The following is a 23,703-nucleotide window of genomic DNA, read 5'->3' on the forward strand; positions in this document are numbered from 1 at the left end:
GCAGACTTCCCGGATAGACCGTGCGGTAAACCCTAGAGCGCTTCCGCGCCCGAAATGATTTCGATCAGTTCCTTGGTGATCTGAGCCTGACGCTGACGGTTATACGTGATCGACAACTTGTTGATCATGTCACCGGCATTACGCGTCGCATTGTCCATCGCGCTCATCTTCGCGCCCATTTCGCCCGCCACATTTTCCAAGAGAGCGCGGAAAATCTGGACCGAAATATTGCGCGGGATCAGCGTGCTCAGGATCGCCGCAGGATCAGGTTCGTACTCATAAATCGCATCGCCTGCAGTGTCCGCCTGCGCAACATCGCCAGCCGAAGCCGGAATGATCTGCTGTGCAGTTGGGATCTGTGCAATCACCGACTTGAATTCGGAATAGAACAGGGTGCAGACATCAAATGCGCCTTGTTCAAACAGCTCGATCACCTTGTGGCCGATCTGGTCGGCATGCACAAAAGCGAGCTGCTTGACTTCGCGCAAATTGACGTGGTCGATGATCAGAGAGGCAAACTCGCGACGCAGAATATCTGCACCCTTCTTGCCGACAGTGATGATCTTGACCGTCTTGCCTTCAGCGAGGAGCTTGCGGGTATGATCGCGCGCCAGGCGTGCGATCTGCGAGTTGAAACCGCCGCAAAGGCCACGTTCTGCAGTGCAGACGACGAGCAGATGCACGTCGTCCTTACCCGTACCGGCCATCAATGCCGGTGCATCTTCGCCGCTGACATTCTGCGCGATATTCGCGAGAACGGCGCCCATGCGCTGCGAGTAAGGCCGTGCGGCCTCCGCAGCTTCCTGGGCACGGCGCAGCTTCGCCGCGGCGACCATCTGCATCGCCTTGGTGATTTTCTGCGTCGCCTTGACCGAGGCGATACGGTTTCTCAGATCCTTTAGTGAAGGCATCCGTTCATCCCGTCACAAAATTCAAGCGAAAGACTTGGCGAACGCGTCGACCGCTGCCTTGAGCTTTGCTTTGATGTCGTCGGTGAGCGCCTTCTGATCGCGGATCGCATCCAGCACATCCTTGTGCTCGGTGCGCAGCGAAGAAAGAAGACCTGCTTCGAACTTGCCAACCTGGTTGACGGCGATCTTGTCGAGATAGCCATTCACGCCGGCGAAAATCACGGCAACCTGTTCTTCCGTCTTGAGCGGCGAGAACTGTGGCTGCTTGAGAAGCTCGGTCAGACGTGCGCCACGGTTCAGCAAACGCTGGGTCGAGGCATCGAGATCCGAACCGAACTGTGCGAAGGCGGCCATTTCACGATACTGGGCGAGCTCGCCCTTGATCGAACCGGCAACCTGCTTCATGGCCTTGACCTGAGCCGAAGAACCAACGCGCGAAACCGACAGACCGACGTTAACAGCCGGACGGATACCCTGATAGAACAGGTTGGTTTCGAGGAAGATCTGGCCGTCGGTGATCGAGATCACGTTGGTCGGAATGAAGGCCGAAACGTCGTTGCCCTGCGTTTCGATGACCGGCAGAGCCGTCAGCGAGCCAGCGCCGTTTTCGTCGTTGAGCTTTGCAGCGCGTTCGAGAAGACGGGAGTGCAGATAGAAAACGTCGCCCGGATAAGCTTCACGGCCCGGAGGACGACGAAGCAGAAGGGACATCTGACGGTAAGCAACAGCCTGCTTGGACAGATCGTCGTAACCAATGAGAGCGTGCTGACCGTTGTCACGGAAGTATTCGCCCATTGCGCAACCTGCGAACGGAGCGAGGTACTGCATCGGAGCCGGATCGGAAGCGGTAGCAGCGATAACGATCGAATATTCGAGAGCGCCGCGTTCTTCGAGAACCTTAACGAACTGAGCAACAGTCGAACGCTTCTGGCCGATAGCAACGTAAACGCAATAAAGCTTTTCGCTGTCCGGGCCGTTGTCGTGGATCGGCTTCTGGTTCAGGAAGGTGTCGAGAATGATGGCGGTCTTGCCGGTCTGACGGTCACCGATGACCAGCTCGCGCTGACCACGACCAACCGGGATCAGAGCGTCAACAGCCTTGAGGCCGGTCGACATTGGCTCATGAACCGACTTGCGCGGGATGATGCCCGGTGCCTTCACGTCGACGCGGCGACGCTCGGTAGCAACGATTGGGCCCTTGCCGTCGATCGGGTTGCCGAGAGCGTCAACGACGCGGCCCAGCAGGCCCGGACCAACTGGCACGTCAACGATGGCGCCGGTACGCTTAACGACGTCGCCTTCCTTGATGTCACGGTCGGCACCGAAGATAACGACACCAACGTTGTCGTTTTCAAGGTTGAGCGCCATGCCGCGAATGCCGCCGGGGAATTCGACCATTTCACCAGCCTGAACATTGTCCAGACCATAGACGCGAGCAATACCGTCGCCGACGGACAGAACCTGACCGACCTCGGAGACCTCAGCCTCCTTGCCGAAGTTCTTGATTTGCTCTTTCAGGATAGCGGAAATTTCCGCAGCGCGGATGTCCATCAGCCGACCTCTTTCAGTGCAAGCTTGAGAGAAGATAGTTTGGTGCGAAGGGACGTGTCGATCTGACGCGAACCCATCTTGACGATAAGACCGCCGAGGATCGACGGATCGACGGTGACGTTAATCGTCACGTCCTTGCCGGCCACGCTCTTCAGCGTTGCCTTCAATTCGTTTTCCTGCGCGGCGGTGAGCGCATGCGCGGAAGTGACATCGGCGGAAACTTCTCCGCGATGTTCAGCAGCAATCTTGTGGAATGCGGCGATGATGCCCGGCAGGGCGAAGAGACGGCGGTTCGCTGCGACGACGCGCAGGAGATTTCCGACCAGACCCGTGATGCCCGCCTTGTCGGCGATAGCGCCGATCGCATGGAGCTGGTCTTCCGAAGAAAATACCGGACTGGAGATCAGACGCTTGAGGTCCTCGCTTCCGCTCAGAAGCGCCTCGAAACGAACAAGATCTTTCTCCACAGCAGCAACGGATTTGGCTTCGAGCGCCAGCTCGAAAAGCGATCCGGCGTAACGCTGTGCCACACCTGAAATGAGCGAAGACGTTTCAGCCACGAACAACCTGCTCTCTACGTTGAAACCATCCTTTTGGGGCCCACTATTGCTCAGGACGCCAAGCCGATGATTTTATTGAATGTTTCCGGAAAACCACTGACGCGCGAGCACGTCAACACCGAAATGTGATTGCCGTCTAGCATAGACGAACAGGACTCGCAACACGCGAATCCCGCACTTTTGTGTAAGATTTGTCGCGTTTTCAGATCAAAAAAGTCGCAGGGTTAACCGATGAAGCCAAATGCGTAGAGCAATGGCCCGGCGGCCAGGAGGAATTCTACAATTCCTGCCAACCAGTTATAGATCGTGCCGCCCCTATCGGACATCATCGAGATGAAGCGACCGAACAGCGCAAAGCCCCATGCCACACCCAATACGATCCACAGGTAGGGCTGTGCAAAGATGAGAGCGCCAAGACCGAGAGCGAGATAGGGACCAGCCAGCACCGCGCGGATGGAGCTGAAGGCTTCCGGTCGGGCATTGATCGGCTGCAACCGCAACAGCTTCATGGTGATGCCGGGCGCAAAAAGCATGACGATGCCCGCAAAGGCGGTCACGGCTGCCGAGCTCCAGGCGAGCCATTCGCCAGTCGTGGTAGGAAGATAGAATTCCATCGTATTCACCTTCTTCGTTTTAGGCCCTATAGCGGAATTTTACGCCACGTTCCATCCTGCCCGGACAGGTGGAACCTCAATATCGGCGGCCTACAGGAAGCTTTGCGGATCAATATCGACCTGCACCCTGATAGACCCTCGCTCCTTCGGCGAAGCGGCCAGCAAAGCGCGGATAAAGGATTGAATATCCGCGCGTTTGGTCCCGTGGATCAATATCCGGAAACGGTGCCGTCCGCGCACCAGCGCCAGCGGCGCTTCGGCAGGACCGAGCACGGAAATCTCCGATGAAGAAGGTGCTGCGCGACGAAGAGCGCGGGCGTGATTTTCAGCATCCGGACGATTATCGGCAGAGATGATCAGCGCGGCCAGCCGCCCGAATGGCGGCAGCGCGCTACGCTCCCGCTCCTCGATCTCGCGAGCATAAAACGCCTCGGTATCGCCGCTGACGATGGCGCGCATAACGGGATGATCCGGCTGGTAAGTCTGGATCAGGCCGAGACTCTTGCGGCCCGTTCGGCCTGCGCGCCCTGTCACCTGATTGAGAAGCTGGAAGGTGCGTTCGGCGGCGCGCGGGTCGCCATTGGCCAGCCCCAGATCGGCATCCACCACGCCCACCAGCGTCATATTGGGAAAATTGTGCCCCTTGGCGACAAGCTGGGTGCCGATGACGATATCCGCCTCGCCCTTCGCAATGGCGTCGAGTTCCAGACGCAGCCTTTTCACGCCCCCCGCCATATCAGACGAAAGCACTATGATTCGCGCGTCGGTGAAGGTTGCGGCCACTTCTTCCGCGATCCGTTCTACGCCCGGACCACAGGCGACCAGATGGTCAAGCGTGCCGCATTCGGGGCAGGCTTCGGGCGTAGGCTCGTGATAGCCGCATTGATGGCACATCAGCTGGCCGCGAAAGCGATGCTCGACCAGCCAGCTTGAACATTGCGGACACTGGAAGCGGTGACCGCAGACGCGGCACAAGGTCAGCGGCGCATAGCCGCGACGGTTGAGGAACAGCAGCGCCTGTTCGCCGCGTTCGACAGTCTTGCCGACAGCTTCGGTAAGTGCAGGCGACAAAAAGCGTCCCGGCGGCGGCGGTGAACGCCGCATGTCGATGGTCTTCAGATCGGGAAGCGCTGCTTCCGCATAGCGCCCGTAAAGCTTGATTCGCTTGTAACGGCCCTGATCCGCATTGACCTGACTTTCGATAGAGGGCGTGGCCGAGGCCAGCACCACCGGGAAGCCGCCAATATGGCCGCGCACGACGGCCATGTCGCGGGCATTGTAGAAGACCCGGTCTTCCTGTTTGTAAGCCGGATCATGTTCTTCATCGACGATGATCAGGCCCAACTCCTTGAAGGGCAAGAACAGCGCGGAGCGTGCGCCGGCAACTACGCGCACCGTGCCTTCGGTAACCTGACGCCAGACACGCTCACGCGTGCGTGGCGCAAGGTCGGAATGCCATTCGGCGGGCTTGGCTCCAAACCTGTTGTGGAACCGGTCGAGGAATTGCTGCGTCAGGGCGATTTCCGGCAGAAGAATCAGCACCTGTTTGCCCTGCTCCAAGGCCTTGGCGACGGCTTCGAAATAAACTTCGGTCTTGCCGGAGCCGGTGACACCATCAAGAAGCGAAACGGAAAAACAGTCCGCCGCGACGGAATCAGACAGTATTTCTGCGGCGGCCTGCTGGTCTTCCGAAAGCGTGGCGCGTGCATAGTCCGTGTCCGGCTTCGCCACCACGGCGGGCGGCGGCAACATCACTTCATCGAAAACGCGTTGCGCCTTCAACCCTTCCACGACCGTCGTCGAAACACCCGCCGCATGGGCCAGACCGGACCGCGTCCAGGCGAGGCCGTCGCGGGCAAGCTCCATCACCCGGGCACGAGCGTCGGTCATGCGTTCCGGCTCAATGCCTGAATAACGCAAACCCGGCACCGACGGCTCGGGATCGAAGGCGGCAGGCACGCGCAAGACCATGCGCGCCACCATGCCGGGCGGCGAAAGTGTGTAGTCCGCAGCCCAGCGCATGAAGCGAAGCATCTCGCTATCCACCGGCGGACAATCGAACACTTCGGAAATGGATCGCAGCTTTTTGGCATCGACCGCATCGGTCTCGCCTTCGCAGACGATACCCGCAACTTCACGCGGCCCCAGAGGGACGCGCACGATCGACCCGGGCTGGACGTTCATGCCCTCCGGGACCATATAAGAATAAGGCCGTTCTGCTGGCATAGGCACCAGCACCGGAACCACGCGCGGCGCGAGGCTCGGAAAGAGGCCTAGAACGGGGTTAGCAATATCGTGCGAATCTTTCGACATGATCGCGTGACCTTGGCGCGGCTTTGCGCTAAAGAAAAGCCACCTTCCGGGACTTAAATGGATTTAGCTCCCAAAACCACCCGCGCTCACTATGGAGGAACGCTGTTATGAAGTTTTTCGTGGACACTGCGGACGTCAAGGAAATCCGCGAACTGAACGACCTCGGACTGGTCGATGGCGTGACCACCAACCCGTCTCTCATCCTGAAGTCGGGTCGTGACATCATTGAAGTCACCAAGGAAATCTGCTCCTTCGTCAAGGGTCCGGTTTCGGCCGAAGTTGCCGCGACCGAATATGAGCAGATGATGAAGGAAGCTGCCGTCATCTCCAAGATTGCAGACAATATCTGCATCAAGCTGCCTGTAACCCTCGATGGCCTCAAGGCTTGTAAGTCTCTGTCTTCGGACGGCCACAAGGTCAACATGACGCTCTGCTTCTCGGCCAATCAGGCGCTTCTGGCAGCCAAGGCTGGCGCGACCTTCATTTCGCCGTTCATCGGCCGTCTTGACGATACCGGCATCAACGGTATGGAACTGATTGCCGAAATCCGCACGATTTATGACAACTACGATTTCCGCACCGAAATTCTTGCGGCTTCGATTCGCACCGTCAATCACGTCAAGGAAGCAGCGCTTATCGGCGCCGACGTCGTGACCGCACCTCCGGCAACGCTGAAGGCGCTCGTCAAGCATCCGCTGACCGACAAGGGCCTCGAAACCTTCCTCGCTGATTGGGCGAAGACCGGCCAGAAGATCGCTTAATCAGCGACCTAACCAGACAGATGGAAGGCGGGCTTATGGCCCGCCTTTTTTATTGCGGCTCACTATTCCAGAACCGTCTCGCCATCCTGCTTGCTCACGCGGATCGGCCTGCTGCCGCATTGCTCGGCAATGGCATGGGCGAGCGCGCTGGAATGGGTTACCACCCAGATCTGGCTGCGTTCGGATGCCTGCGCGATCATTCTGGCCAGCGACGGGATCATGTCCGGGTGCAGGCTCGCCTCGGGTTCGTTCAGCGCAACCAACGGCGGCAGACGATAGGACAGAAGCGCGCCTGCCAGCGCCAGCAGCCGAATTTGTCCGTCGGACAATTCGCCTGGACGAAAGATACGGGGTGGGAAAGCCGGAAAATTCAGGCCGAAACTGGCGGTTTCTTCCGGATAGGGAACGACAAGTTTAGCGCCATCCAGCGCCTCCGCGATAAAACGATCCAGATCGACCGTATCTTGACGGATATGAGCAAGTGTGGCGAAGACCGAGGCGAGATTGCCCCCATCCTCGTCCAGCATGGCCGCTGTGGCAGCGATAGAAGGCTGACGCGCCGGTGCTTCGCGATCGCTTCTGAAACCGTGATAGAAGCGCCAGCCGCGCATTTGCGCCGAGAGATCGCCTATCTCGGGATAATGGCCTGACTGGCCAAGCACCGCCAGCCCGCTCTCCGATGTCAGTAGGCGCGCCGGATGCTCCATGCGCCGCCCCTCCCCGTCGCGGGCGAAAACCGCGGGGCCGCGACGATCCATGAGATCGACCGGGCGGCGACCTGTATCGAGATTGAGCTGTTCTTCCTTGATCTGCGGCTCGAACGGAAAGGCCCCGGACACTGGTGGCGGCAAACCCGCCTCGATCCGATAGGACAGGCGCGATGCCAGCCTTTCATCCTCGAAATCCGCTTCCAGAATAATCCGCGCCGATTCGTGCTTGCGACGGCCGCCGCTCCACATGGCCGACTGCATGCCGCCTTCGCGGACAATCTCCGTCGAAAAACTGCCTTCCGCAGCCGCCTTGATCAGCTGTAAAGCCCGATAGAGATTGGATTTGCCAGCGCCGTTTTCACCGACGAACACCGTCACCTGCCCAAGATCGAACCGGACAGAACGTAGTGAACGATAGCCTTTGGCCGAAAAAGAAACGAGGCGCATGATCTCCGCAAGAGGCTGATAGAATAAAGGGCGGCACAAACCGTGCCGCCCTTTATATCGATCTCGATGCGAACCACAAATTCCAATCAACCAGCCAAGGCTGTCACGGGCAGTCTGTGCTGAAAGCCGATTGTCCTTTGCCGGCGCATTATTCCCATTTCATTTCGCCCTTGATGACCTTCGCGCCCAGTTCCAGGCTGCTTTCGCCGCCCAGGTCCGGATAGCGCTTCTTCATCGCAGCGATAAGCTCTGCGCTGTCCTTGGCCTTCGCGGCCTCTTCATCGAATGCAGCGATATAATCACGGGTGAATTTGATCGCAGAAACGTCGGTTGCAGAACCCGCTTTCATATGGGCAGGAACGACGACTTCAGGATTGCGCGCGGCAATCGCATCCAGTGTTTTAATCCATGCTTCGCGCTGCGCCAGGTCAGGCGTATCGGCCAGCCAGATATGTTCACCCGCTCCAATCAGGACGCCACCGAACACCGCTTTCAGCGATGGCACCCAGAGATAACGGCGATTCGTCATGCCTTCAGCCGGGATGATCTCGATCTCGTTGCCTTCCAGCGTGAGCATCTTTTCATCCGATGCCTGCGGCAAAACAAGATCGGACAGGCTCTGCGGGCCATTCTCCTTGAGTTGCGGTCCCCAGACCTTCAGCTTCGTCTCGACATTGCCGTTGATGGCTGCAACGGCCTCAGGAGCAGCAATGATTTTGACATCGGGGAAAGCCGACTTGATTTCACGCAGATTGAAATAATAGTCGGGATCGCTCTGGCTGACATAGACCGTGGTGAGCTTCTTGCCGGTTTCCTTGATCTTCTCGGCAACTGCCTTGCCATCGGAGAAGGTGAAACCACCATCAAGAAGAACAGCCTCTTTCTCCCCCGTCAACAGAACCGGTGTCCGGTTGAAGCCGTTTTCATCGGCCTGAAAAAACTGCCATTTCAGCGGCGCTGCCTTTTCCTGCGCCGCTGCCGGACCAGCAACCGCCAGCCCCGCCACACCTATTGCTGCAAAGACTGCGCCTCGCAGGATGTCTGAAAATCGCTCCATCTGAATACTCCTGAAATTATGATTGAACCGACGGCAATACCGAGCGGCTTTCATGCGTGACGCTTCGGGCAAGTCCCTTCCCAATTTTCGCATCACGCCTCGGGCAATATGCAAATTGTAAATTAGTTCATTTGAAACAAGGAGTTATAAAAATGTTTGTAAGGAACAGCGATGTTACCTTGCTGAATTCCTTGAGCCTTTTTGCAATAAAAGAAATAAAAAAAGCGGCGCTTGGAAGCGCCGCTTTTGAACTTCAGATCAATGAACCGATCAGAGCTTCGACAGCTTCTGCGCCAGTGCGAGGAAAACCTGTTCGGCCAGTTCTTCGGCGGCACGCTTGCGCGCATCGCGTTCGGCACGCAGGTTTGCGAATTCCTGACGCGGTCGGTCGAAGGAAGCGCCCGTCGTGCGTGTACCCGTGGCAAGCGGCTTGCCGTCCTTGTCACGCAGTACGAAATTCGACGTCGCCTTGACGATACCAGCCGATGGACGGCCCGTACGGTCGGTCTGATCGCCGATATCCACACTCACGGCGGAAATCGTGTTTGTGCTCAGGCCGAGGCTCAGACGATACATCGGATTGGCTGGCTCACCAGCGCCGCCGCCCAGCAGGAAGATAAGGCGATTGCGAACCTGCTGGCCGTACACGTCATGGGCCGCATCGATGGATACCGAAGCCAGCTTGGTGCGCATATCCGGCGTCACGCTGCCGCCGATCGAACCGCCTGCGCCGCCGCCCGACGAATAGAGCGGCTGCACCGTGCAGGCAGCAAGAAGAGCCGCAGTTCCCACAGCCACAAAAGCGACGCGGAAAGTCTTGATTGCGGAGAGGAAACGATCAGGCAACGACATTGACGATCCTTTGCGGCACCACGATAATCTTCTTCGGCGAGCCCCCGTCGAGCGCAGCCTTGACGAAGTCAAGTTCGAGCACCGCCTGTTGAATGCTAGCTTGATCAGCGTCGCGGGCGATTGTCAAATCCCCACGCTTCTTGCCGTTGATCTGCACGGGCATCACAATCTCGTTTTCCACCACCAATGCGGCATCGAATGCCGGCCATGGCGCGCGGGCGACCAACGTTTCCTGTCCGGCGATCTTGCCGCCCAGTTCCGTCAGGCACTGTTCAGCCAGATGCGGCATCATCGGTGCGAGCATCTGGATTAGCTTTTCCGTGGCGTCACGAACGGCGCCCTTCAGCTCGTCATCGGCCTTGTCCGAAGCGACGAGCTGCAAGGGTGCCGCAAGCGCATTCACCAGCTCGTAAAGACGCGCAACACCGCGATTGAAGGCGAGCTTTTCGATGTCGTCGCCAACAGCGTTGACCGTCTTATGCACGGCCTTGGAAACGGCAAGGGCTTCGCCCTGCGACCCGGTCTTGGGCGCAACATCTTTCAGATGCTCGGCTGCTTCCGACACCAGACGCCAGACGCGCTGCACGAAGCGATGTGCACCTTCTGCGCCCGCCTCCGTCCAGATCACGTCACGCTCTGGCGGCGAATCGGACAGCATGAACCAACGCGCGGTATCTGCACCATAGGAAGAAATGATATCGTCGGGATCGACGACATTCTTCTTCGACTTCGACATCTTTTCGATGGAACCGATTTCGACCGGCGCGCCGCTATCCAGCATGGTCGCTATACGCTTGCCGTCAATATCCTCGATGCGGATATCGGCAGGCGCAACCCACTGGCCATCGGCCTTGTAGGTTTCGTGCACAACCATGCCCTGCGTGAACAGGCCCTTGAAAGGCTCGTCCAGACCGACATGGCCCGTGACCTTCATGGCGCGGGTGAAGAAGCGCGAATAGAGCAGATGCAGGATCGCGTGCTCGACACCGCCGATATACTGGTCAACCGGCAGCCAGCGATCAGCAACCGCACGATCCGTCGGCTCGTTTTCCCAAGGAGCCGTGAAGCGGGCATAGTACCAGGACGAATCGACAAACGTATCCATCGTGTCCGTCTCGCGACGGGCTTCGCCACCGCATTTCGGGCACTTCACATGACGCCATGTGGCGTGACGGTCCAGCGGATTGCCCGGACGGTCGAAATCGACATCATCCGGCAGCTTGACCGGCAGGTCGGCACGCGGCACCGGATTGACGCCACAGCTTTCGCAATGGATCATCGGGATCGGGCAGCCCCAATAACGCTGGCGCGAAATGCCCCAGTCGCGCAGACGGAACTGCACCTTGCGAGCCGCCTGCGGCTGATTGCCGAGCGTGGACTGCTCCAGACGGTTTGCAACCTCGTTGAAGGCTGCTTCCGGCGTCATACCATCAAGGAAGCGCGAATTGATCATCACGCCGTCATCGGTAAAGGCCGTATCGGTGATGGCAAAAGTCGCCGCATCGTCTCCCTTCGGCAGAACAACCGGCGTCACCTTCAGCGCATATTTATTGGCGAAATCCAGATCGCGCTGGTCGTGCGCCGGGCAGCCGAACACAGCGCCCGTGCCATATTCCATCAACACGAAATTGGCGACATAGACCGGCAGCTCCCAGTTCTCGTCGAACGGATGCTTGACCTTGACGCCGGTATCGAAGCCCTTCTTTTCAGCGGTTTCAAGCGCTGCAAGTGAGGTGCCATGCTGATGGCATTCTTCGATGAAGCCAGTGAGCGATGCGTTGTTTTCCGCAAGCTTCTTGGCCAGCGGATGATCGGCGGAAATCGCGACAAAGGCCGCGCCGAACAGAGTGTCGGGACGCGTCGTGTAGACCTCGATTTCCGAGAAGCCTTCCGGTGCCGTCTTGCCGTCGAGCGCAAAACGAACCTGCAAGCCTTCCGACTTGCCGATCCAGTTGCGCTGCATCAGGCGGACTTTTTCCGGCCACTGGTCAAGCGTGTCGAGACCGGCCAGCAATTCCTCGCTGAAATCGGTGATCTTGAAGAACCACTGTGTCAGTTCGCGCTGTTCCACCAGCGCGCCAGATCGCCAGCCGCGACCATCGACCACCTGCTCATTGGCGAGCACGGTGTTGTCGACCGGATCCCAGTTGACCTTGGAGGTTTTGCGCGTCACCAGACCTTTTTCGAACAGGTCGATGAACAGCATCTGCTGACGGTGGTAATATTCCACATCGCAGGTCGCGAATTCGCGCGACCAGTCGAGCGACAGGCCCATGGACTTGAGCTGGCGCTTCATCGTGTCGATGTTCTGGTAGGTCCATTCCTTCGGATGCACCTTGTTCTGCATCGCCGCGTTTTCCGCAGGCATGCCGAAAGCGTCCCAGCCCATAGGATGGAGCACGTTGAACCCCTTGGCGCGCTTGTAGCGGGCGACGACATCGCCCATCGCATAGTTGCGCACATGGCCCATATGGATGCGCCCCGATGGATAGGGGAACATCTCAAGCACATAATACTTCTCGCGCGGATCGCTGTTGTCCGTTTCGAAAGTCCGGTTTTCTTCCCAGACTTTCTGCCAGTGAGCTTCCGCCACGCGCGGATTATAACGTTCGGCTGCCATGTCCGTATTTACTCGTACGAAGGTGATGCAATAAGGAGAGTCGATATTTAATGGCGACCTTCACCACGTATTGGCGAAAGCGTCAACCTTTTGCGGATGAAAAGCCTGAAAGCGAGAGTTTCATGTCAGATATCGTCACGAACCTGAACACGGTCAAGGCCGCAATCGCCACTGCCGAAAAAGAAGCGCGTCGCAACAAAGGCTCGGTCACGCTCGTCGCCGTGTCGAAAACCTTCGATGCGGATGCGATCCGCCCGGTGCTTGACGCTGGACAGCGCGTCTTCGGCGAAAACCGCGTGCAAGAAGCGCAAGCCAAATGGCCTGAACTGCGCGATGATTATTCCGGCATTGAACTGCATCTGATCGGCCCGCTGCAATCGAACAAGGCCGCCGATGCCGTTACCCTTTTCGACGTCATTGAAACGGTGGACCGTGAGAAGATCGCAGCCGCCCTTGCCGACGAGATCAACAAGCAGGGCAAGAGCCCGAAACTCTATGTACAGGTCAATACGGGTCTGGAAGAGCAGAAGGCCGGAATTGCACCGAAGGATGCCGTTGCCTTTGTCGCCCGCTGCCGCGACGAACATGGCCTCGCCATCGAAGGGCTGATGTGCATTCCACCAGCAGATGAAAATCCGGGACCGCATTTTGCCCTGCTGGAAAAGCTCGCCCGCGAAGCTGGTGTCGAAAAGCTCTCCATGGGTATGTCGAGCGATTATGAAACCGCCATCGGCTTCGGCGCAACTTCGGTTCGTGTCGGCTCGGCGATTTTTGGCGGACGTTCCTATATGTCTCCAGCCTGAACCTCACTGTGCGCTTTGATGCGAGCGATGATCCGCGTGTAGACCCAGGCAAGCGCAATCGCCACGGCGCATCCAAGCGCGATTTCGACAAGCCTTGAAAGGGCGAGCAGCAATTCCTCATTGCGCGTCTGGGCAAAGCGTCCCGCATCCATGACGATCACCACGGTTGCGGGCGCCAGCCGCCAGTTGATCGGATATTTGTCGATCATCAGAATGAGCAGCACCGTCAATGCTGCGCCGAACAGGCTAGCCAGCGGAGAATAACCGAATATCCAGATCGTCAGCATCCCGATGGAACAACCGACCGCCGTGTTGATCGCCCGCGCCTGCGCCAATGCCAGCGTTGCGCGCACATCCGGATCGGAAATGATCAGGACGGTAATCACGGCCCAGATAGGATGCTCAATCCCCGCCCAGCGGAGCGCGAACCAGCAAATAAGGCAACCGAGCAATGTCTTCGAGGCATAAAGCAGTGCCTTGCCCGGATTGGTCAGATGCGGAAGCGTCATATGGCCTCGGTTGCCTGTTTGCTCACATTATCGTTCAGTGCAGAACGATCTCCCCTTGCACATTCCTCCAGTCCGATGGGCCGAGCAAGCGGCAATGCGTATAGATTACCGAATGCAGCGGCCCGTCGATCTCCCGTTTCCAAAACTCGATGAAATGGTGCAGCACCGGAAACTCCGGCGCGACATCATATTCCTGCCAGACAAACAGCTGAAGCAGATGCGGATGATCCGGCATGTGGTAGAAGAGTTTCGCCGTCGTCAGACCATAACCGGCGAGTTGCAGTTCGAAGGCCGATTTTGCGTGAAAAGCGGACGTCGTCATGGCGATTTCCCCTTTTTGTGAAGAGCCGTATACTCGGCTCCTGGATTTGAGATAATCACTCCAAATGGTTTTTAAAGTGTAAAAACAAGATGTTAGCAACAAATAGCTATGAGTGCTGCCAATTCAAAGATTTAACCTGCGTCATTGTGGACGGGAGACGCACCAATCGTCTAATTTACCTTCACAGCTTAGGAAGCTAGATAAGACCCAACAGTGGTTACGAACCACGCACTGACGAGAGGACGTTGGTGAAACTTGGAGGAAATGATGTCGGAAAAGCTTTACCCCGTACTGCCGGAGGCAAAGAAGAACACGCTCATTGACAATGAGACCTACCTCGAATGGTACAAGGAAAGCGTGAGCGATCCGGATGGCTTCTGGGCCAAGCATGGTCGCCGCATCGACTGGTTCAAGCCTTTCACCAAGGTCAAGAACACCGATTTCAATGGCGACGTATCCATCAAGTGGTATGAGGACGGCGTCACCAACGTCTCCTACAACTGTATCGACCGCCACCTGAAGAGCCGTGGCGACAAGGTCGCGATCATCTGGGAAGGCGACAACCCCTATATCGATAAGAAGATCACCTATCGCGAGCTTTATGAAAATGTTTGCCGCATGGCGAATGTTCTTAAGAAGCACGGCGTCAAGAAGGGCGACCGCGTCACGATCTATCTGCCGATGATCCCGGAAGCCGCCTATGCCATGCTCGCCTGCGCGCGCATTGGCGCGGTGCATTCAGTGGTTTTCGCTGGTTTCTCGCCGGAAGCGCTGGCCGGTCGTATCGTCGATTGTGAATCCACTTTCGTCATCACCGCCGATGAAGGCGTGCGTGGTGGCAAGCCGGTTCCGCTGAAGGAAAACACCGACACCGCCATCGATATTGCCGCCAAGCAATATGTCATGGTCAACAAGGTGCTGGTCGTGCGCCGCACCGGCGGCAAGGTCAGTTGGGGCCGTGGCCGCGACCTCTGGTATCATCAGGAAGTCGCCAGCGTCGAACCGCATTGCGAACCGGAACCGATGAATGCAGAAGATCCGCTGTTCATCCTCTACACATCCGGCTCCACCGGCAAGCCAAAGGGCGTGCTGCACACCACCGGCGGTTATCTGGTCTATGCCTCGATGACCCATCAATATGTCTTCGACTATCACGACGGCGACACCTATTGGTGCACGGCGGATGTGGGTTGGGTCACGGGCCATTCCTATATCGTCTATGGTCCGCTGGCCAATGGCGCCACAACACTGATGTTCGAAGGTGTACCGAATTTCCCCGATCAGGGCAGGTTCTGGGAGATCATCGACAAGCACCACGTCAACATCTTCTATACCGCACCAACGGCCATCCGCGCATTGATGGGCGCTGGAGATGAATTCGTCACCCGTTCTTCCCGCTCATCGCTGCGCCTGCTCGGCTCAGTCGGCGAGCCGATCAATCCGGAAGCCTGGGAATGGTATTATCACGTGGTCGGCGATGAAAAGTCGCCCATCGTCGATACCTGGTGGCAGACGGAAACCGGCGGTATTCTGATCACGCCGCTGCCCGGCGCAACCGATCTCAAGCCCGGCTCCGCCACACGTCCGTTCTTCGGCGTCAAGCCGCAGCTCGTGGATAATGAGGGCAACGTGGTCGATGGCGCGACCGACGGCAATCTGTGTATCACCGACAGCTGGCCGGGCCAGATGCGCACGCTTTATGGCGACCACAAGCGCTTCATCGAGGCTTACTTCTCCACCTATAAGGGCAAGTATTTCACCGGCGACGGCTGTCGCCGCGACGAAGACGGCTATTACTGGATTACCGGTCGCGTCGATGACGTGCTGAATATTTCCGGCCACCGTCTTGGCACGGCGGAAATCGAATCGGCACTCGTCTCGCATCACTCGGTTTCGGAAGCAGCCGTTGTCGGCTATCCGCACCCGATCAAGGGACAGGGCATCTATTGCTACGTCACCTTGATGACGGGCGCTGAGGCGCAGGACGCTGATGAGCTGCGCAAGGAGCTGACCCAGCATGTGCGCAAGGAAATCGGCCCTATCGCCACGCCGGACAAGATCCAGTTCGCGCCCGGCCTGCCGAAGACCCGCTCGGGCAAGATCATGCGCCGTATCCTGCGCAAGATCGCCGAGGATGATTTCGGCTCACTGGGCGACACGTCGACACTCGCCGATCCGGGCGTCGTGGACGATCTGATCGAAAAACGCCAGAACAAGAAATAACGAAATATTCACGCTGCATGATACGAGGCAAAATCAAAAATGCCTCGTATCACATTTTAATCTTACATCGTAAAAATAATAATAATTCTTAATAAGCTGAAGAAACCCCCATTTAAAATGATCGATACGCTTTATTATTGACTGAACGACGTCTTTATTCTTGCTCGTCGGAGCCTTTTCTATGAGAGAGCGTGCAGCCTCAACAGAAATTGCATTATGTATCGTATTATTTGCATCAGCATCTCTGCATTCTTTTACTTTATAAAGATAATGCTTCAAAGCAGTTTCATCTACCAACACATCAAGAAGCCTATCAAGCTCCCTGGAAAGTCTAATATACCTATCAAAGGTGTATCCTTTTTCCATTATATCAACAATATGCCACCTCACTCTGTCAGCTTGCCCTCCAAAGTAATGAGAATGCATGTCAAGTTCAGCCGCCCCCTTTCGTTGCGTCTTGGGATTTTCAATATTTGCATGATGCCCCAAATCCATAACTTTTAAATCTTGAATACGCCTGCCGAACGATGCAATTGCATCCCGATTATTTAGTGTGGGGTTATCCCGGTTGCCATTTTTACGAACATCCTCTACCGCGCCCAGAACGACACCTACAATATCCCCGAAAACATGATCTCCTTGCGCAGGAGACAGTCGAGGGACTCCCTCATCAGTGGGTGGAGGTGGACAAACACCAACAGAATTGCTCCTTTCTCTTATGTTCATTGGGTTTATAGCCATTACATCCTCATTTAAAATAAAAAGTATTAAAATTCGAAATTTAATTCTATTATAGAATATACTTATTGGCACTCCATAATATCTAGGGTACAAAAAATTTTATAATTGGAGAAATTCATCTTCACGATAGATAACGGCGAACAATAAGAAAAACGATCAAAGATAATTTCAGTTCGCTGGACAATACATCGACAGTTCCAGTAGTTATGAACGATCTGATCGCCAACCGTCAGAACAAGAAGTAAAGCAAGAAGGCCGGGAATTTCCCGGCCTTCTTGCTTATCCTGCTACCGCCAAAGCTTGGTGAGATTTTCGGTCCTGCATGCCGAAAATGGTGGTCTTCGAGAACCGGAGCGGAGTGTACTTAAGTACATGAGCACCGGAAGCGCAGAAGAACGCGATTTGCAGGCCGCAGGAGCGGGAATATCCCAAGCTTACGAGCTTAGAAGTCGATCGTGCGCCCCTTGATCTCCCAATCGCCGAAACGCGCCGGGTCCTTACCGCCGCGGCCGCCGATTTCACGCGGGGCCTTGGCATTCGTTTCGGCGGCGCGGCGTTCTTCCGCTTCCTGGAGAGCGCGCTGGGCAGCCGGAGGCAGATCTTCAAACTTGCGCGGCGCAGCGTTCTCGTCGATGTCGGTTTCGTTGAGTTTGTCGGTCATCCGCTGAAGTCCTATTATTGAAGCGCAGGCTTTTGATACCCATCATATAGGCAGGAATAGGTGGGACGCAAAACCCTGTTTGAGATAAACTCTCGCTGAATTGGAGACCAGAACGCATGAATATGACGAAAACTGCCATGCTGATTGCTCTCATGACAGTCATGTTCATGAGCATCGGCTATTTGCTGGGCGGCGGCGGCGGTATGATGATCGCACTGGTGTTCGCTGTCGGCATGAACTTGTTCGGCTACTGGAACTCCGACAAGATGGTGCTGCGCATGTACAATGCACAGCAGGTGGATGAACGCACAGCCCCGGATTATTACCGCATGGTGAGCGGACTTGCCGCCAATGCCGGTCTGCCCATGCCGAAGGTGTTCATCATCCACGAAGACCAGCCCAATGCTTTTGCCACCGGGCGCAATCCCGAAAATGCAGCCGTCGCCGCCACCACGGGTCTTCTTCAGCGCCTGACGCCGGAAGAAGTCGCAGGCGTGATGGCGCATGAGCTGGCGCATGTGCAAAACCGCGATACGCTCACCATGACCATCGTGGCGACGCTGGCTGGCGCCATTTCGATGCTCGGCAACTTCGCTTTCTTTCTGGGCGGCAACCGTGAAAACGGCAATGGCGTCATTGGCGTCATCGGCACCATTCTGGCGATGATCGTCGCGCCCTTTGCCGCAATGATCGTGCAGATGGCCGTCAGCCGTACCCGCGAATATGCCGCCGACAAACGCGGCGCGGAAATCTGCGGCAATCCGCTGTGGCTGTCTTCCGCGCTCAACAAGATTGCGCGCAGCGCCAAGGCTACCGTCAATGAAAATGCCGAACACAACCCGGCAACCGCCCATATGTTCATCATCAATCCGCTGAGCGGACGCGGTGCCGACAATCTTTTCTCGACCCACCCGGACACCGATAATCGCATCGCAGCGCTTGAACAGCTGGCCGGGGAAATGGGTATTCGCTCGGCCGGAATGGCTCCGCGCGCTGCTGCCCCTTCCCAAAGCAGTGGTCCATGGGGTAATGCAGGCGATAACAACAGTGGCGGTTCCGGCTATCGGGGCCCATGGTCCTAAAAGCGTATGCCAAAAAGCGCACAGCCATTTTTGGATGAGATGCGCGCCAGATAAAGTAGAACAGCGTGAACGATAAGAAACCCGCGCCAAAGCGTGGAAACAACAAGCCGTTAGTACAGAACAATACAGTGGATCGCCCGGGCTTGCCGGCGCGCCAATGTGCGGCGCGTCTGCTGGGTGCGGTGATAGAAAAGAACACCTCACTCGACGGACTGACCGACAACAGTCACGGCCACCCGCAATATCTGGCGCTGGAACCCCGCGACCGTGCGCTGGTGCGCGCCATTCTCGGCGCAAGCCTGCGCAATCGCGGCGCTATCGAACGGGCCATTTCCAAGCGTCTCGACCGGCCTTTGCCGGAAAACGCCGTCGCGCTCAAGCATTTGCTGCACGTCGCTGTGGCGCAGATTTTCTATCTCGACCTTCCCGACCATTCGGCCGTGGATCTGGCGGTGGAAGCCGCCAATGGTGATCCGCGCAACCGCAAATATGCCGGTCTGGTCAATGCATTGTTGCGCCGTCTGTCGCGCAACAAGGAACGCGCGCTCGCACATACATTGCTACCGGAAGGCAATGTGCCCGAATGGTTCTCCAAGAGCATCGTCGATGCTTACGGCGCGGAAAAAGCCGCAGCCATCTTTGCCATGCATGCCTATGAGCCGCCGATCGACTTCACCGTGAAGGGCGATCCGAAAGTCTGGGCTGAGAAACTCGGCGGTATTGCATTACCGAACGGCTCGGTTCGCGTGCATACCGTTGATGGCGCGCTGACCGACCTGCCCGGCTTTGCCGAGGGTGACTGGTGGGTGCAGGATGTGGCGGCAAGCCTGCCTGCGCGCCTGATGGGCGAAATCAAGGGCAAACGCGTCGCCGATCTTTGCGCAGCGCCGGGCGGCAAGACGGCCCAGTTGGTTCAGCAAGGTGCTGATGTCACCGCGCTCGATCTGTCCGAAAACCGGTTGAAGCGTCTGCGCGGCAATCTGGAGCGCCTCGGTTACGAGGCGAAGACCGTTGCGACCAATCTGATGGATTTCGTGCCGGAAGAGCTTTTCGACGCTGTGCTTCTCGACGCGCCCTGTTCGTCCACCGGCACGGTGCGTCGCCATCCCGACGTCCCGTGGACCAAGACGCCGCAAGATATCACAAAGCTCGCCGACCTTCAGGGCAAGCTGCTGGCCCATGCTGCAACGCTGGTGAAGCCGGGCGGCGTGATCGTCTTTTCCAATTGCTCGCTGCATCCGCTTGAAGGCGAGGAAATGGCTCGCAAGGCGGCGGAAAATCCGCTGCTGGAACCCTTCCCGATCACCCTTGATGATTGTCCCGGCCTCGAAGGGCTGATCACCGGCGAAGGATATCTGCGCTCCACGCCAGCCGATCTGCCGTCAGACCGTTTCGACGACGATCCGCATATGGCGGGCATGGACGGTTTCTTCGCAGCACGCTTCAAGCGGCGCTCGTGAGCCAGCCAAATCGTAAAAATTGTCATAACGGGTAGCGATACCCGTTATGGTTAACGCTCGATTCATCATTCTATAGAATTGTAAAGAAGGCCGGAATTCTGACCCGGCCTAGAGGATTAGAGCATTTCCAGCAAAAGTGCGAAGCGGTTTTGCGTTGGATATGCGTAAACACAATGACAAACGATACGGAGAAAGACCGGGTGGCAGTCGCGCTGAGCGAAACCCCTCACCTTTGGGGACTGGCCGTAGCACAGGCGTGGCGCAAGTTCAGCCGCCGCCTGCGTATGGGGCCGCTCTACAGCTGGCGCTTCACCGGCTTTACGCCCGACCGTATCCTGATTGCACCGCCGGATCTGCGTGTTGCCGACCCGCAGCTGGCGCAGGAATTCTATCACGGGCGCTTCGCGCTTGCAGGCCGTCTCGTCGAAACCGGCGGGCTTTCGCCCTTTGCCGTCGAGCCGCCGACACCCGAATGGGAAGCAGCGTTGCAGAGCTTCGGCTGGCTGCGCCATCTGAAAAGCGCAAACAGCGAACTGGCGACTGCCAATGCGCGGGCGCTTGTCGATGACTGGATGCGCATGTTTGGCAAGCGCATCGGCGGCCTCGCCTGGGCGCCGGAAGTGACGGCGCAGCGCATCATCGCCTGGTTGCAGCACTCCAATCTTATCCTTTCCGGCGCAGAAATGCCCGCCTATCGCAAGTTCATGCGTTCTCTCGCCATGCAGGTTCGCTATCTGCGCACGGTGGCAGGTGCGATGGACGACGGCGAAGAGCGGCTGCGCGCACGTATCGCGCTGGCTTTCGCGGCGCTCGCATTGCCGGTTTCGCCACCGACCGCACGTGCGGCCCGCCGCAATCTCGAATATGAGCTGAAGCGCCAGATTTTGCCCGATGGCGGGCATATCTCGCGCAATCCGGTGACAGTTCTGGAGTTGCTGGCTGATCTTCTGCCACTGCGCCAGACCTATGCCAATGGCACAGAATCGCCGCCGAAAGCCCTGATTGAAGCAGTGGAGCGCATGCTGCCCGCATTGCGCTTCTTCCGGCATCAGGATGGCAGCCTTGCGCTGTTCAACGGCGTTGGCCCGACCATGCCGGAGCGCATCATCTCCGTGCTGCGCCACGATGAAACGGCTGGTTCACCGCTGACCCATGCGCCCTATTCCGGCTATGAACGTCTTTCCATGGGATCGACGACCATCATCGCCGATACGGGCCTGCCGCCGCCGGTCACCGCATCGAGGGACGCCCATGCAGGCTGTCTCGCCTTCGAAATGTCCTCCGGACGCCAGCGCTATATCGTCAATTCCGGCATCGACCGTTTCGGCCCGCCGGAATTTCGTCCATTGGGACGCTCGACCGCCGCCCACTCAACGGCGACCATCAACGACACATCGTCGTGTCGGTTCAGCCTCAATGCCGGGCTTTCCAACATGATCGGCACGCCGATCATTGCCGGGCCGACGCGCGTGCAGCGCGACCGTATCGAAGAAATGGGCCGTCAGGGTTTTGTGGCAAGCCATGACGGCTATGCGCGCCTGTTCGGCATTTATCACGAACGCCGCCTCGTGCTCTCGCACAATGGCAGTGTCATTCAGGGTGCCGACCGCTTCTATCGCGGCGACGGGCGGCCATTGAAATCCAATGGGCGCGACAATATTGCGGTGCGGTTCCATCTGCACCCCACGGTCGATATTTCCTACGATGAAAATGGCCTGATCGTCCTGTCTGCTGACCGCGACGACACCTGGGTTTTCTCCTGTTTCGAGGTCGCGCCACAGCTCGAAGATACGATCTTCTTCGCCGGTTTCCGCGGGCCTGTCACATCCAAACAGATCGTACTGTCTTTCCCGGCTTCCGAACTGCCGGAGGTTAACTGGCAGTTCAGCCGTGTGGCGCTGGGAAGCTACGTCTGACCCACCCTTCCGGTCACGGATGCGGCGACGGGAAGCCGTGCCGCTCCGTTAACGCGGCCAGAATTTTGTGCGGATCGGCAATTAGCGAGCGCCCCTGATAAGTGCCCGTTTCGAATGACGTGCGGTCGCCATCTTTCAAAACCAGCAACGGCAGAGACTGATTTTCCTCACCCGCAAGCTGGATCACCTTCTCGCGCGGTCTTGCAAATGCGATGCGCTCGATCTTCAAATCTCCACCGAGCGACGGAAACGACGCCAGAACACCCTCGATCAGCGCGCAATGCCAGCAGTAGAATTCCTGTCCGGGATAGGCCGTATCTTTGAAACCCGGCGTCAGAAGAAACAACGTATCTTGGGTCATTTTGCTTTAGCCTCAGAGCGAATGGATTTACAAATCACTGTTACATCATTCCATAGCAGTTCTTCACCAAGCCGTCTTCAAAAGTGAGTAACCGTTGCGGAACTGGATGCACTGCATATCGTTCCGGTTCGACACCGGTCCTCAACAACAGGAGTTACCCCATGGGCGAAAAGATCAACCAGCGCATCGTGCTCGCATCGCGTCCGGACGGACGCCCCACGGCGGAAAACTTCCGGCTTGAGGAAGCGGCAGTTCCGGGCGCTGGCGAAGGCGAAGTGCTTCTGAAGCTGCGTTATCTTTCGCTCGACCCCTATATGCGCGGCCGCATGAGCGCCGCCAAATCCTATGCGGCACCAGTGGAGATCGGTTCGGTCATGGAAGGCGGCACAGTGGGCGAAGTGGTTGAAAGCCACAGCGCAGGCTTCGCGCCAGGCGACTTCGTACTGTCCCATTCCGGCTGGCAAAGCTATGCGGTGGCCAATGCCTCAACCTTGCGCAAGCTTGATCCCGAGCAGGCGCCGTTGACCACCGCGCTTGGCGTCCTTGGCATGCCGGGCTTCACCGCCTATTCCGGCCTCTTGACCATCGGCCAGCCCAAGGAAGGCGAAACCGTTGTCGTTGCAGCAGCTACCGGTCCCGTTGGTTCCGCTGTCGGGCAGATCGCCAAGCTGAAGGGTGCACGGGCGGTCGGCATTGCGGGCGGCGCGGACAAGTGCAAGGCGCTGATAGACGAATTCGGTTTCGACGTTGCCGTTGACCATCACAGCCCGAACTTCGCCCAGGAACTGGCGCTGGCCTGCCCGGACGGTATCGACGTCTATTTCGAGAATGTCGGCGGCAAGGTTTTCGCAGCGGTCTTCCCGTTGCTGAATCCTTTTGCCCGTGTGCCGGTTTGCGGGCTCATCGCGCAATATAACCAGAGCGGCCCATTCGACGGTCCCGACCGCCTGCCGCTTGTTATGCGCGATATCCTGTCCAAGAGCCTGACCATTCGCGGCTTCATCCAGCGCGACTTTGCCGATCAGCGCCCCGCTTTTTATCACGATATGGCAAAATGGATCGCCGACGGTCAAATCCGCTATCGCGAAGACATTGTGGAAGGGCTCGAAAACGCACCGAAAGCCTTTATTTCGATGCTTGAAGGCGGCAATTTCGGCAAGCTCGTCGTAAAGCTCTCATAGAATACAACTATTCCGCTTGCAGAACCACGTTGCAAGCATAATGCTACA

General features: G+C 57.5%; 21 protein-coding genes. 7 read left to right on the forward strand and 14 right to left on the reverse strand.

Annotated features, from left to right (window positions below; all coding sequences use genetic code 11):
- Nucleotides 1-32: 32 nt before the first annotated feature.
- The 5 genes from FHW03_RS17135 to FHW03_RS17155 all read right to left on the reverse strand — a co-directional run bounded on the left by FHW03_RS17135 (nucleotide 33) and on the right by FHW03_RS17155 (nucleotide 5,949).
- A complete protein-coding gene (locus tag FHW03_RS17135) occupies nucleotides 33-911 on the reverse strand; it encodes a F0F1 ATP synthase subunit gamma (protein WP_078339549.1) in 879 nt (292 codons plus the stop codon).
- A 21-nt stretch (nucleotides 912-932) separates the two neighbouring features.
- Nucleotides 933-2,462 (reverse strand): F0F1 ATP synthase subunit alpha, encoded by a 1,530-nt coding sequence (atpA, locus tag FHW03_RS17140; protein ID WP_078339550.1) that lies wholly within the window; start codon nucleotides 2,460-2,462, stop codon nucleotides 933-935.
- A complete protein-coding gene (locus FHW03_RS17145; protein WP_078339551.1) occupies nucleotides 2,462-3,022 on the reverse strand; it encodes a F0F1 ATP synthase subunit delta in 561 nt (186 codons plus the stop codon). The genes atpA and FHW03_RS17145 overlap by 1 nt, the downstream gene beginning before the upstream one ends.
- 224 nt (nucleotides 3,023-3,246) lie before the next feature.
- Nucleotides 3,247-3,636: a DUF4345 domain-containing protein gene (locus FHW03_RS17150; RefSeq protein ID WP_078339552.1), complete on the reverse strand. Its 390-nt coding sequence runs from the start codon at nucleotides 3,634-3,636 to the stop codon at nucleotides 3,247-3,249.
- A gap of 90 nt (nucleotides 3,637-3,726) precedes the next feature.
- Complete coding sequence (locus FHW03_RS17155) at nucleotides 3,727-5,949, reverse strand: primosomal protein N' (RefSeq protein ID WP_182521721.1); 2,223 nt, start codon at nucleotides 5,947-5,949, stop codon at nucleotides 3,727-3,729.
- A gap of 107 nt (nucleotides 5,950-6,056) precedes the next feature.
- Here FHW03_RS17155 and fsa point away from each other — a divergent pair, with 107 nt between their 5' ends.
- Nucleotides 6,057-6,710 (forward strand): fructose-6-phosphate aldolase, encoded by a 654-nt coding sequence (gene fsa, locus FHW03_RS17160; protein WP_182521722.1) that lies wholly within the window; start codon nucleotides 6,057-6,059, stop codon nucleotides 6,708-6,710.
- A 62-nt stretch (nucleotides 6,711-6,772) separates the two neighbouring features.
- Here the strand turns inward: fsa and FHW03_RS17165 are convergent, their stop codons facing one another.
- The 4 genes from FHW03_RS17165 to leuS all read right to left on the reverse strand — a co-directional run bounded on the left by FHW03_RS17165 (nucleotide 6,773) and on the right by leuS (nucleotide 12,396).
- A complete protein-coding gene (locus FHW03_RS17165) occupies nucleotides 6,773-7,867 on the reverse strand; it encodes an AAA family ATPase (RefSeq protein ID WP_182521723.1) in 1,095 nt (364 codons plus the stop codon).
- Between the two features lie 148 nt (nucleotides 7,868-8,015).
- Nucleotides 8,016-8,924 carry an MBL fold metallo-hydrolase gene (locus FHW03_RS17170; RefSeq protein WP_182521724.1) on the reverse strand — a complete coding sequence of 303 codons (909 nt, stop codon included), beginning with the start codon at nucleotides 8,922-8,924 and terminating at the stop codon, nucleotides 8,016-8,018.
- Nucleotides 8,925-9,194: 270 nt separating this feature from the next.
- The gene (gene lptE, locus FHW03_RS17175) at nucleotides 9,195-9,776 is read right to left on the reverse strand and encodes an LPS assembly lipoprotein LptE (protein WP_182521725.1); all 582 of its coding nucleotides are present in this window, start codon (nucleotides 9,774-9,776) and stop codon (nucleotides 9,195-9,197) included.
- Nucleotides 9,763-12,396 (reverse strand): leucine--tRNA ligase, encoded by a 2,634-nt coding sequence (leuS, locus tag FHW03_RS17180; RefSeq protein WP_182521726.1) that lies wholly within the window; start codon nucleotides 12,394-12,396, stop codon nucleotides 9,763-9,765. The genes lptE and leuS overlap by 14 nt, the downstream gene beginning before the upstream one ends.
- A gap of 122 nt (nucleotides 12,397-12,518) precedes the next feature.
- Here leuS and FHW03_RS17185 point away from each other — a divergent pair, with 122 nt between their 5' ends.
- Nucleotides 12,519-13,199 carry a YggS family pyridoxal phosphate-dependent enzyme gene (locus tag FHW03_RS17185; RefSeq protein ID WP_182521727.1) on the forward strand — a complete coding sequence of 227 codons (681 nt, stop codon included), beginning with the start codon at nucleotides 12,519-12,521 and terminating at the stop codon, nucleotides 13,197-13,199.
- Here FHW03_RS17185 and FHW03_RS17190 read toward each other — a convergent pair.
- Both FHW03_RS17190 and FHW03_RS17195 read right to left on the reverse strand, forming a co-directional pair.
- Nucleotides 13,181-13,708, reverse strand: a complete 528-nt coding sequence (locus FHW03_RS17190; protein WP_182521728.1) for an FUSC family protein — start codon at nucleotides 13,706-13,708, stop codon at nucleotides 13,181-13,183. The two genes, FHW03_RS17185 and FHW03_RS17190, sit on opposite strands and share 19 nt — an antisense overlap.
- Before the next feature lie 34 nt (nucleotides 13,709-13,742).
- A complete protein-coding gene (locus FHW03_RS17195) occupies nucleotides 13,743-14,030 on the reverse strand; it encodes a Usg family protein (RefSeq protein ID WP_182521729.1) in 288 nt (95 codons plus the stop codon).
- Nucleotides 14,031-14,297: 267 nt separating this feature from the next.
- Here FHW03_RS17195 and acs point away from each other — a divergent pair, with 267 nt between their 5' ends.
- The gene (gene acs / locus FHW03_RS17200; protein ID WP_182521786.1) at nucleotides 14,298-16,253 is read left to right on the forward strand and encodes an acetate--CoA ligase; all 1,956 of its coding nucleotides are present in this window, start codon (nucleotides 14,298-14,300) and stop codon (nucleotides 16,251-16,253) included.
- A gap of 33 nt (nucleotides 16,254-16,286) precedes the next feature.
- On the opposite strand, the gene FHW03_RS17205 is transcribed toward acs, so the two are convergent.
- A complete protein-coding gene (locus FHW03_RS17205) occupies nucleotides 16,287-16,994 on the reverse strand; it encodes a hypothetical protein (RefSeq protein WP_182521730.1) in 708 nt (235 codons plus the stop codon).
- Nucleotides 16,995-17,436: 442 nt separating this feature from the next.
- Complete coding sequence (locus tag FHW03_RS17210) at nucleotides 17,437-17,655, reverse strand: DUF1674 domain-containing protein (protein ID WP_182521731.1); 219 nt, start codon at nucleotides 17,653-17,655, stop codon at nucleotides 17,437-17,439.
- Nucleotides 17,656-17,771: 116 nt separating this feature from the next.
- On the opposite strand from FHW03_RS17210, the gene htpX reads away from it, so the two are divergent.
- The 3 genes from htpX (at nucleotide 17,772) to FHW03_RS17225 (ending at nucleotide 22,113) form a co-directional block, all read left to right on the forward strand.
- Nucleotides 17,772-18,737: a zinc metalloprotease HtpX gene (gene htpX / locus FHW03_RS17215; protein ID WP_182521732.1), complete on the forward strand. Its 966-nt coding sequence runs from the start codon at nucleotides 17,772-17,774 to the stop codon at nucleotides 18,735-18,737.
- A gap of 65 nt (nucleotides 18,738-18,802) precedes the next feature.
- Nucleotides 18,803-20,197 (forward strand): RsmB/NOP family class I SAM-dependent RNA methyltransferase, encoded by a 1,395-nt coding sequence (locus tag FHW03_RS17220; RefSeq protein ID WP_182521733.1) that lies wholly within the window; start codon nucleotides 18,803-18,805, stop codon nucleotides 20,195-20,197.
- A 173-nt stretch (nucleotides 20,198-20,370) separates the two neighbouring features.
- Nucleotides 20,371-22,113, forward strand: a complete 1,743-nt coding sequence (locus FHW03_RS17225; RefSeq protein WP_182521734.1) for a heparinase II/III family protein — start codon at nucleotides 20,371-20,373, stop codon at nucleotides 22,111-22,113.
- A gap of 13 nt (nucleotides 22,114-22,126) precedes the next feature.
- Here FHW03_RS17225 and FHW03_RS17230 read toward each other — a convergent pair whose 3' ends face one another.
- Nucleotides 22,127-22,474 (reverse strand): DUF3088 domain-containing protein, encoded by a 348-nt coding sequence (locus FHW03_RS17230; protein WP_182521735.1) that lies wholly within the window; start codon nucleotides 22,472-22,474, stop codon nucleotides 22,127-22,129.
- Nucleotides 22,475-22,635: 161 nt separating this feature from the next.
- On the opposite strand from FHW03_RS17230, the gene FHW03_RS17235 reads away from it, so the two are divergent.
- Nucleotides 22,636-23,655, forward strand: coding sequence for an NADP-dependent oxidoreductase (locus FHW03_RS17235; protein WP_182521736.1), 1,020 nt, complete (start codon nucleotides 22,636-22,638; stop codon nucleotides 23,653-23,655).
- The last annotated feature ends 48 nt before the right edge of the window (nucleotides 23,656-23,703 follow it).

Source organism: Ochrobactrum sp. RH2CCR150 (assembly GCA_014138095.1).
Classification (GTDB): domain Bacteria; phylum Pseudomonadota; class Alphaproteobacteria; order Rhizobiales; family Rhizobiaceae; genus Brucella; species Brucella gambitense.

Bases quoted from the DNA above. Each gene is read 5' to 3' on its own strand.
- FHW03_RS17135 (WP_078339549.1), bottom strand. From the start codon at position 911: ATGCCTTCACTAAAGGATCTGAGAAACCGTATCGCCTCGGTCAAGGCG.
- atpA (WP_078339550.1), bottom strand. From the start codon at position 2,462: ATGGACATCCGCGCTGCGGAAATTTCCGCTATCCTGAAAGAGCAAATC.
- FHW03_RS17150 (WP_078339552.1), bottom strand. From the start codon at position 3,636: ATGGAATTCTATCTTCCTACCACGACTGGCGAATGGCTCGCCTGGAGC.
- FHW03_RS17155 (WP_182521721.1), bottom strand. From the start codon at position 5,949: ATGTCGAAAGATTCGCACGATATTGCTAACCCCGTTCTAGGCCTCTTT.
- fsa (WP_182521722.1), top strand. From the start codon at position 6,057: ATGAAGTTTTTCGTGGACACTGCGGACGTCAAGGAAATCCGCGAACTG.
- FHW03_RS17165 (WP_182521723.1), bottom strand. From the start codon at position 7,867: ATGCGCCTCGTTTCTTTTTCGGCCAAAGGCTATCGTTCACTACGTTCT.
- FHW03_RS17170 (WP_182521724.1), bottom strand. From the start codon at position 8,924: ATGGAGCGATTTTCAGACATCCTGCGAGGCGCAGTCTTTGCAGCAATA.
- lptE (WP_182521725.1), bottom strand. From the start codon at position 9,776: ATGTCGTTGCCTGATCGTTTCCTCTCCGCAATCAAGACTTTCCGCGTC.
- leuS (WP_182521726.1), bottom strand. From the start codon at position 12,396: ATGGCAGCCGAACGTTATAATCCGCGCGTGGCGGAAGCTCACTGGCAG.
- FHW03_RS17185 (WP_182521727.1), top strand. From the start codon at position 12,519: ATGTCAGATATCGTCACGAACCTGAACACGGTCAAGGCCGCAATCGCC.
- FHW03_RS17190 (WP_182521728.1), bottom strand. From the start codon at position 13,708: ATGACGCTTCCGCATCTGACCAATCCGGGCAAGGCACTGCTTTATGCC.
- FHW03_RS17195 (WP_182521729.1), bottom strand. From the start codon at position 14,030: ATGACGACGTCCGCTTTTCACGCAAAATCGGCCTTCGAACTGCAACTC.
- acs (WP_182521786.1), top strand. From the start codon at position 14,298: ATGTCGGAAAAGCTTTACCCCGTACTGCCGGAGGCAAAGAAGAACACG.
- FHW03_RS17205 (WP_182521730.1), bottom strand. From the start codon at position 16,994: ATGGCTATAAACCCAATGAACATAAGAGAAAGGAGCAATTCTGTTGGT.
- FHW03_RS17210 (WP_182521731.1), bottom strand. From the start codon at position 17,655: ATGACCGACAAACTCAACGAAACCGACATCGACGAGAACGCTGCGCCG.
- htpX (WP_182521732.1), top strand. From the start codon at position 17,772: ATGAATATGACGAAAACTGCCATGCTGATTGCTCTCATGACAGTCATG.
- FHW03_RS17225 (WP_182521734.1), top strand. From the start codon at position 20,371: ATGACAAACGATACGGAGAAAGACCGGGTGGCAGTCGCGCTGAGCGAA.
- FHW03_RS17230 (WP_182521735.1), bottom strand. From the start codon at position 22,474: ATGACCCAAGATACGTTGTTTCTTCTGACGCCGGGTTTCAAAGATACG.
- FHW03_RS17235 (WP_182521736.1), top strand. From the start codon at position 22,636: ATGGGCGAAAAGATCAACCAGCGCATCGTGCTCGCATCGCGTCCGGAC.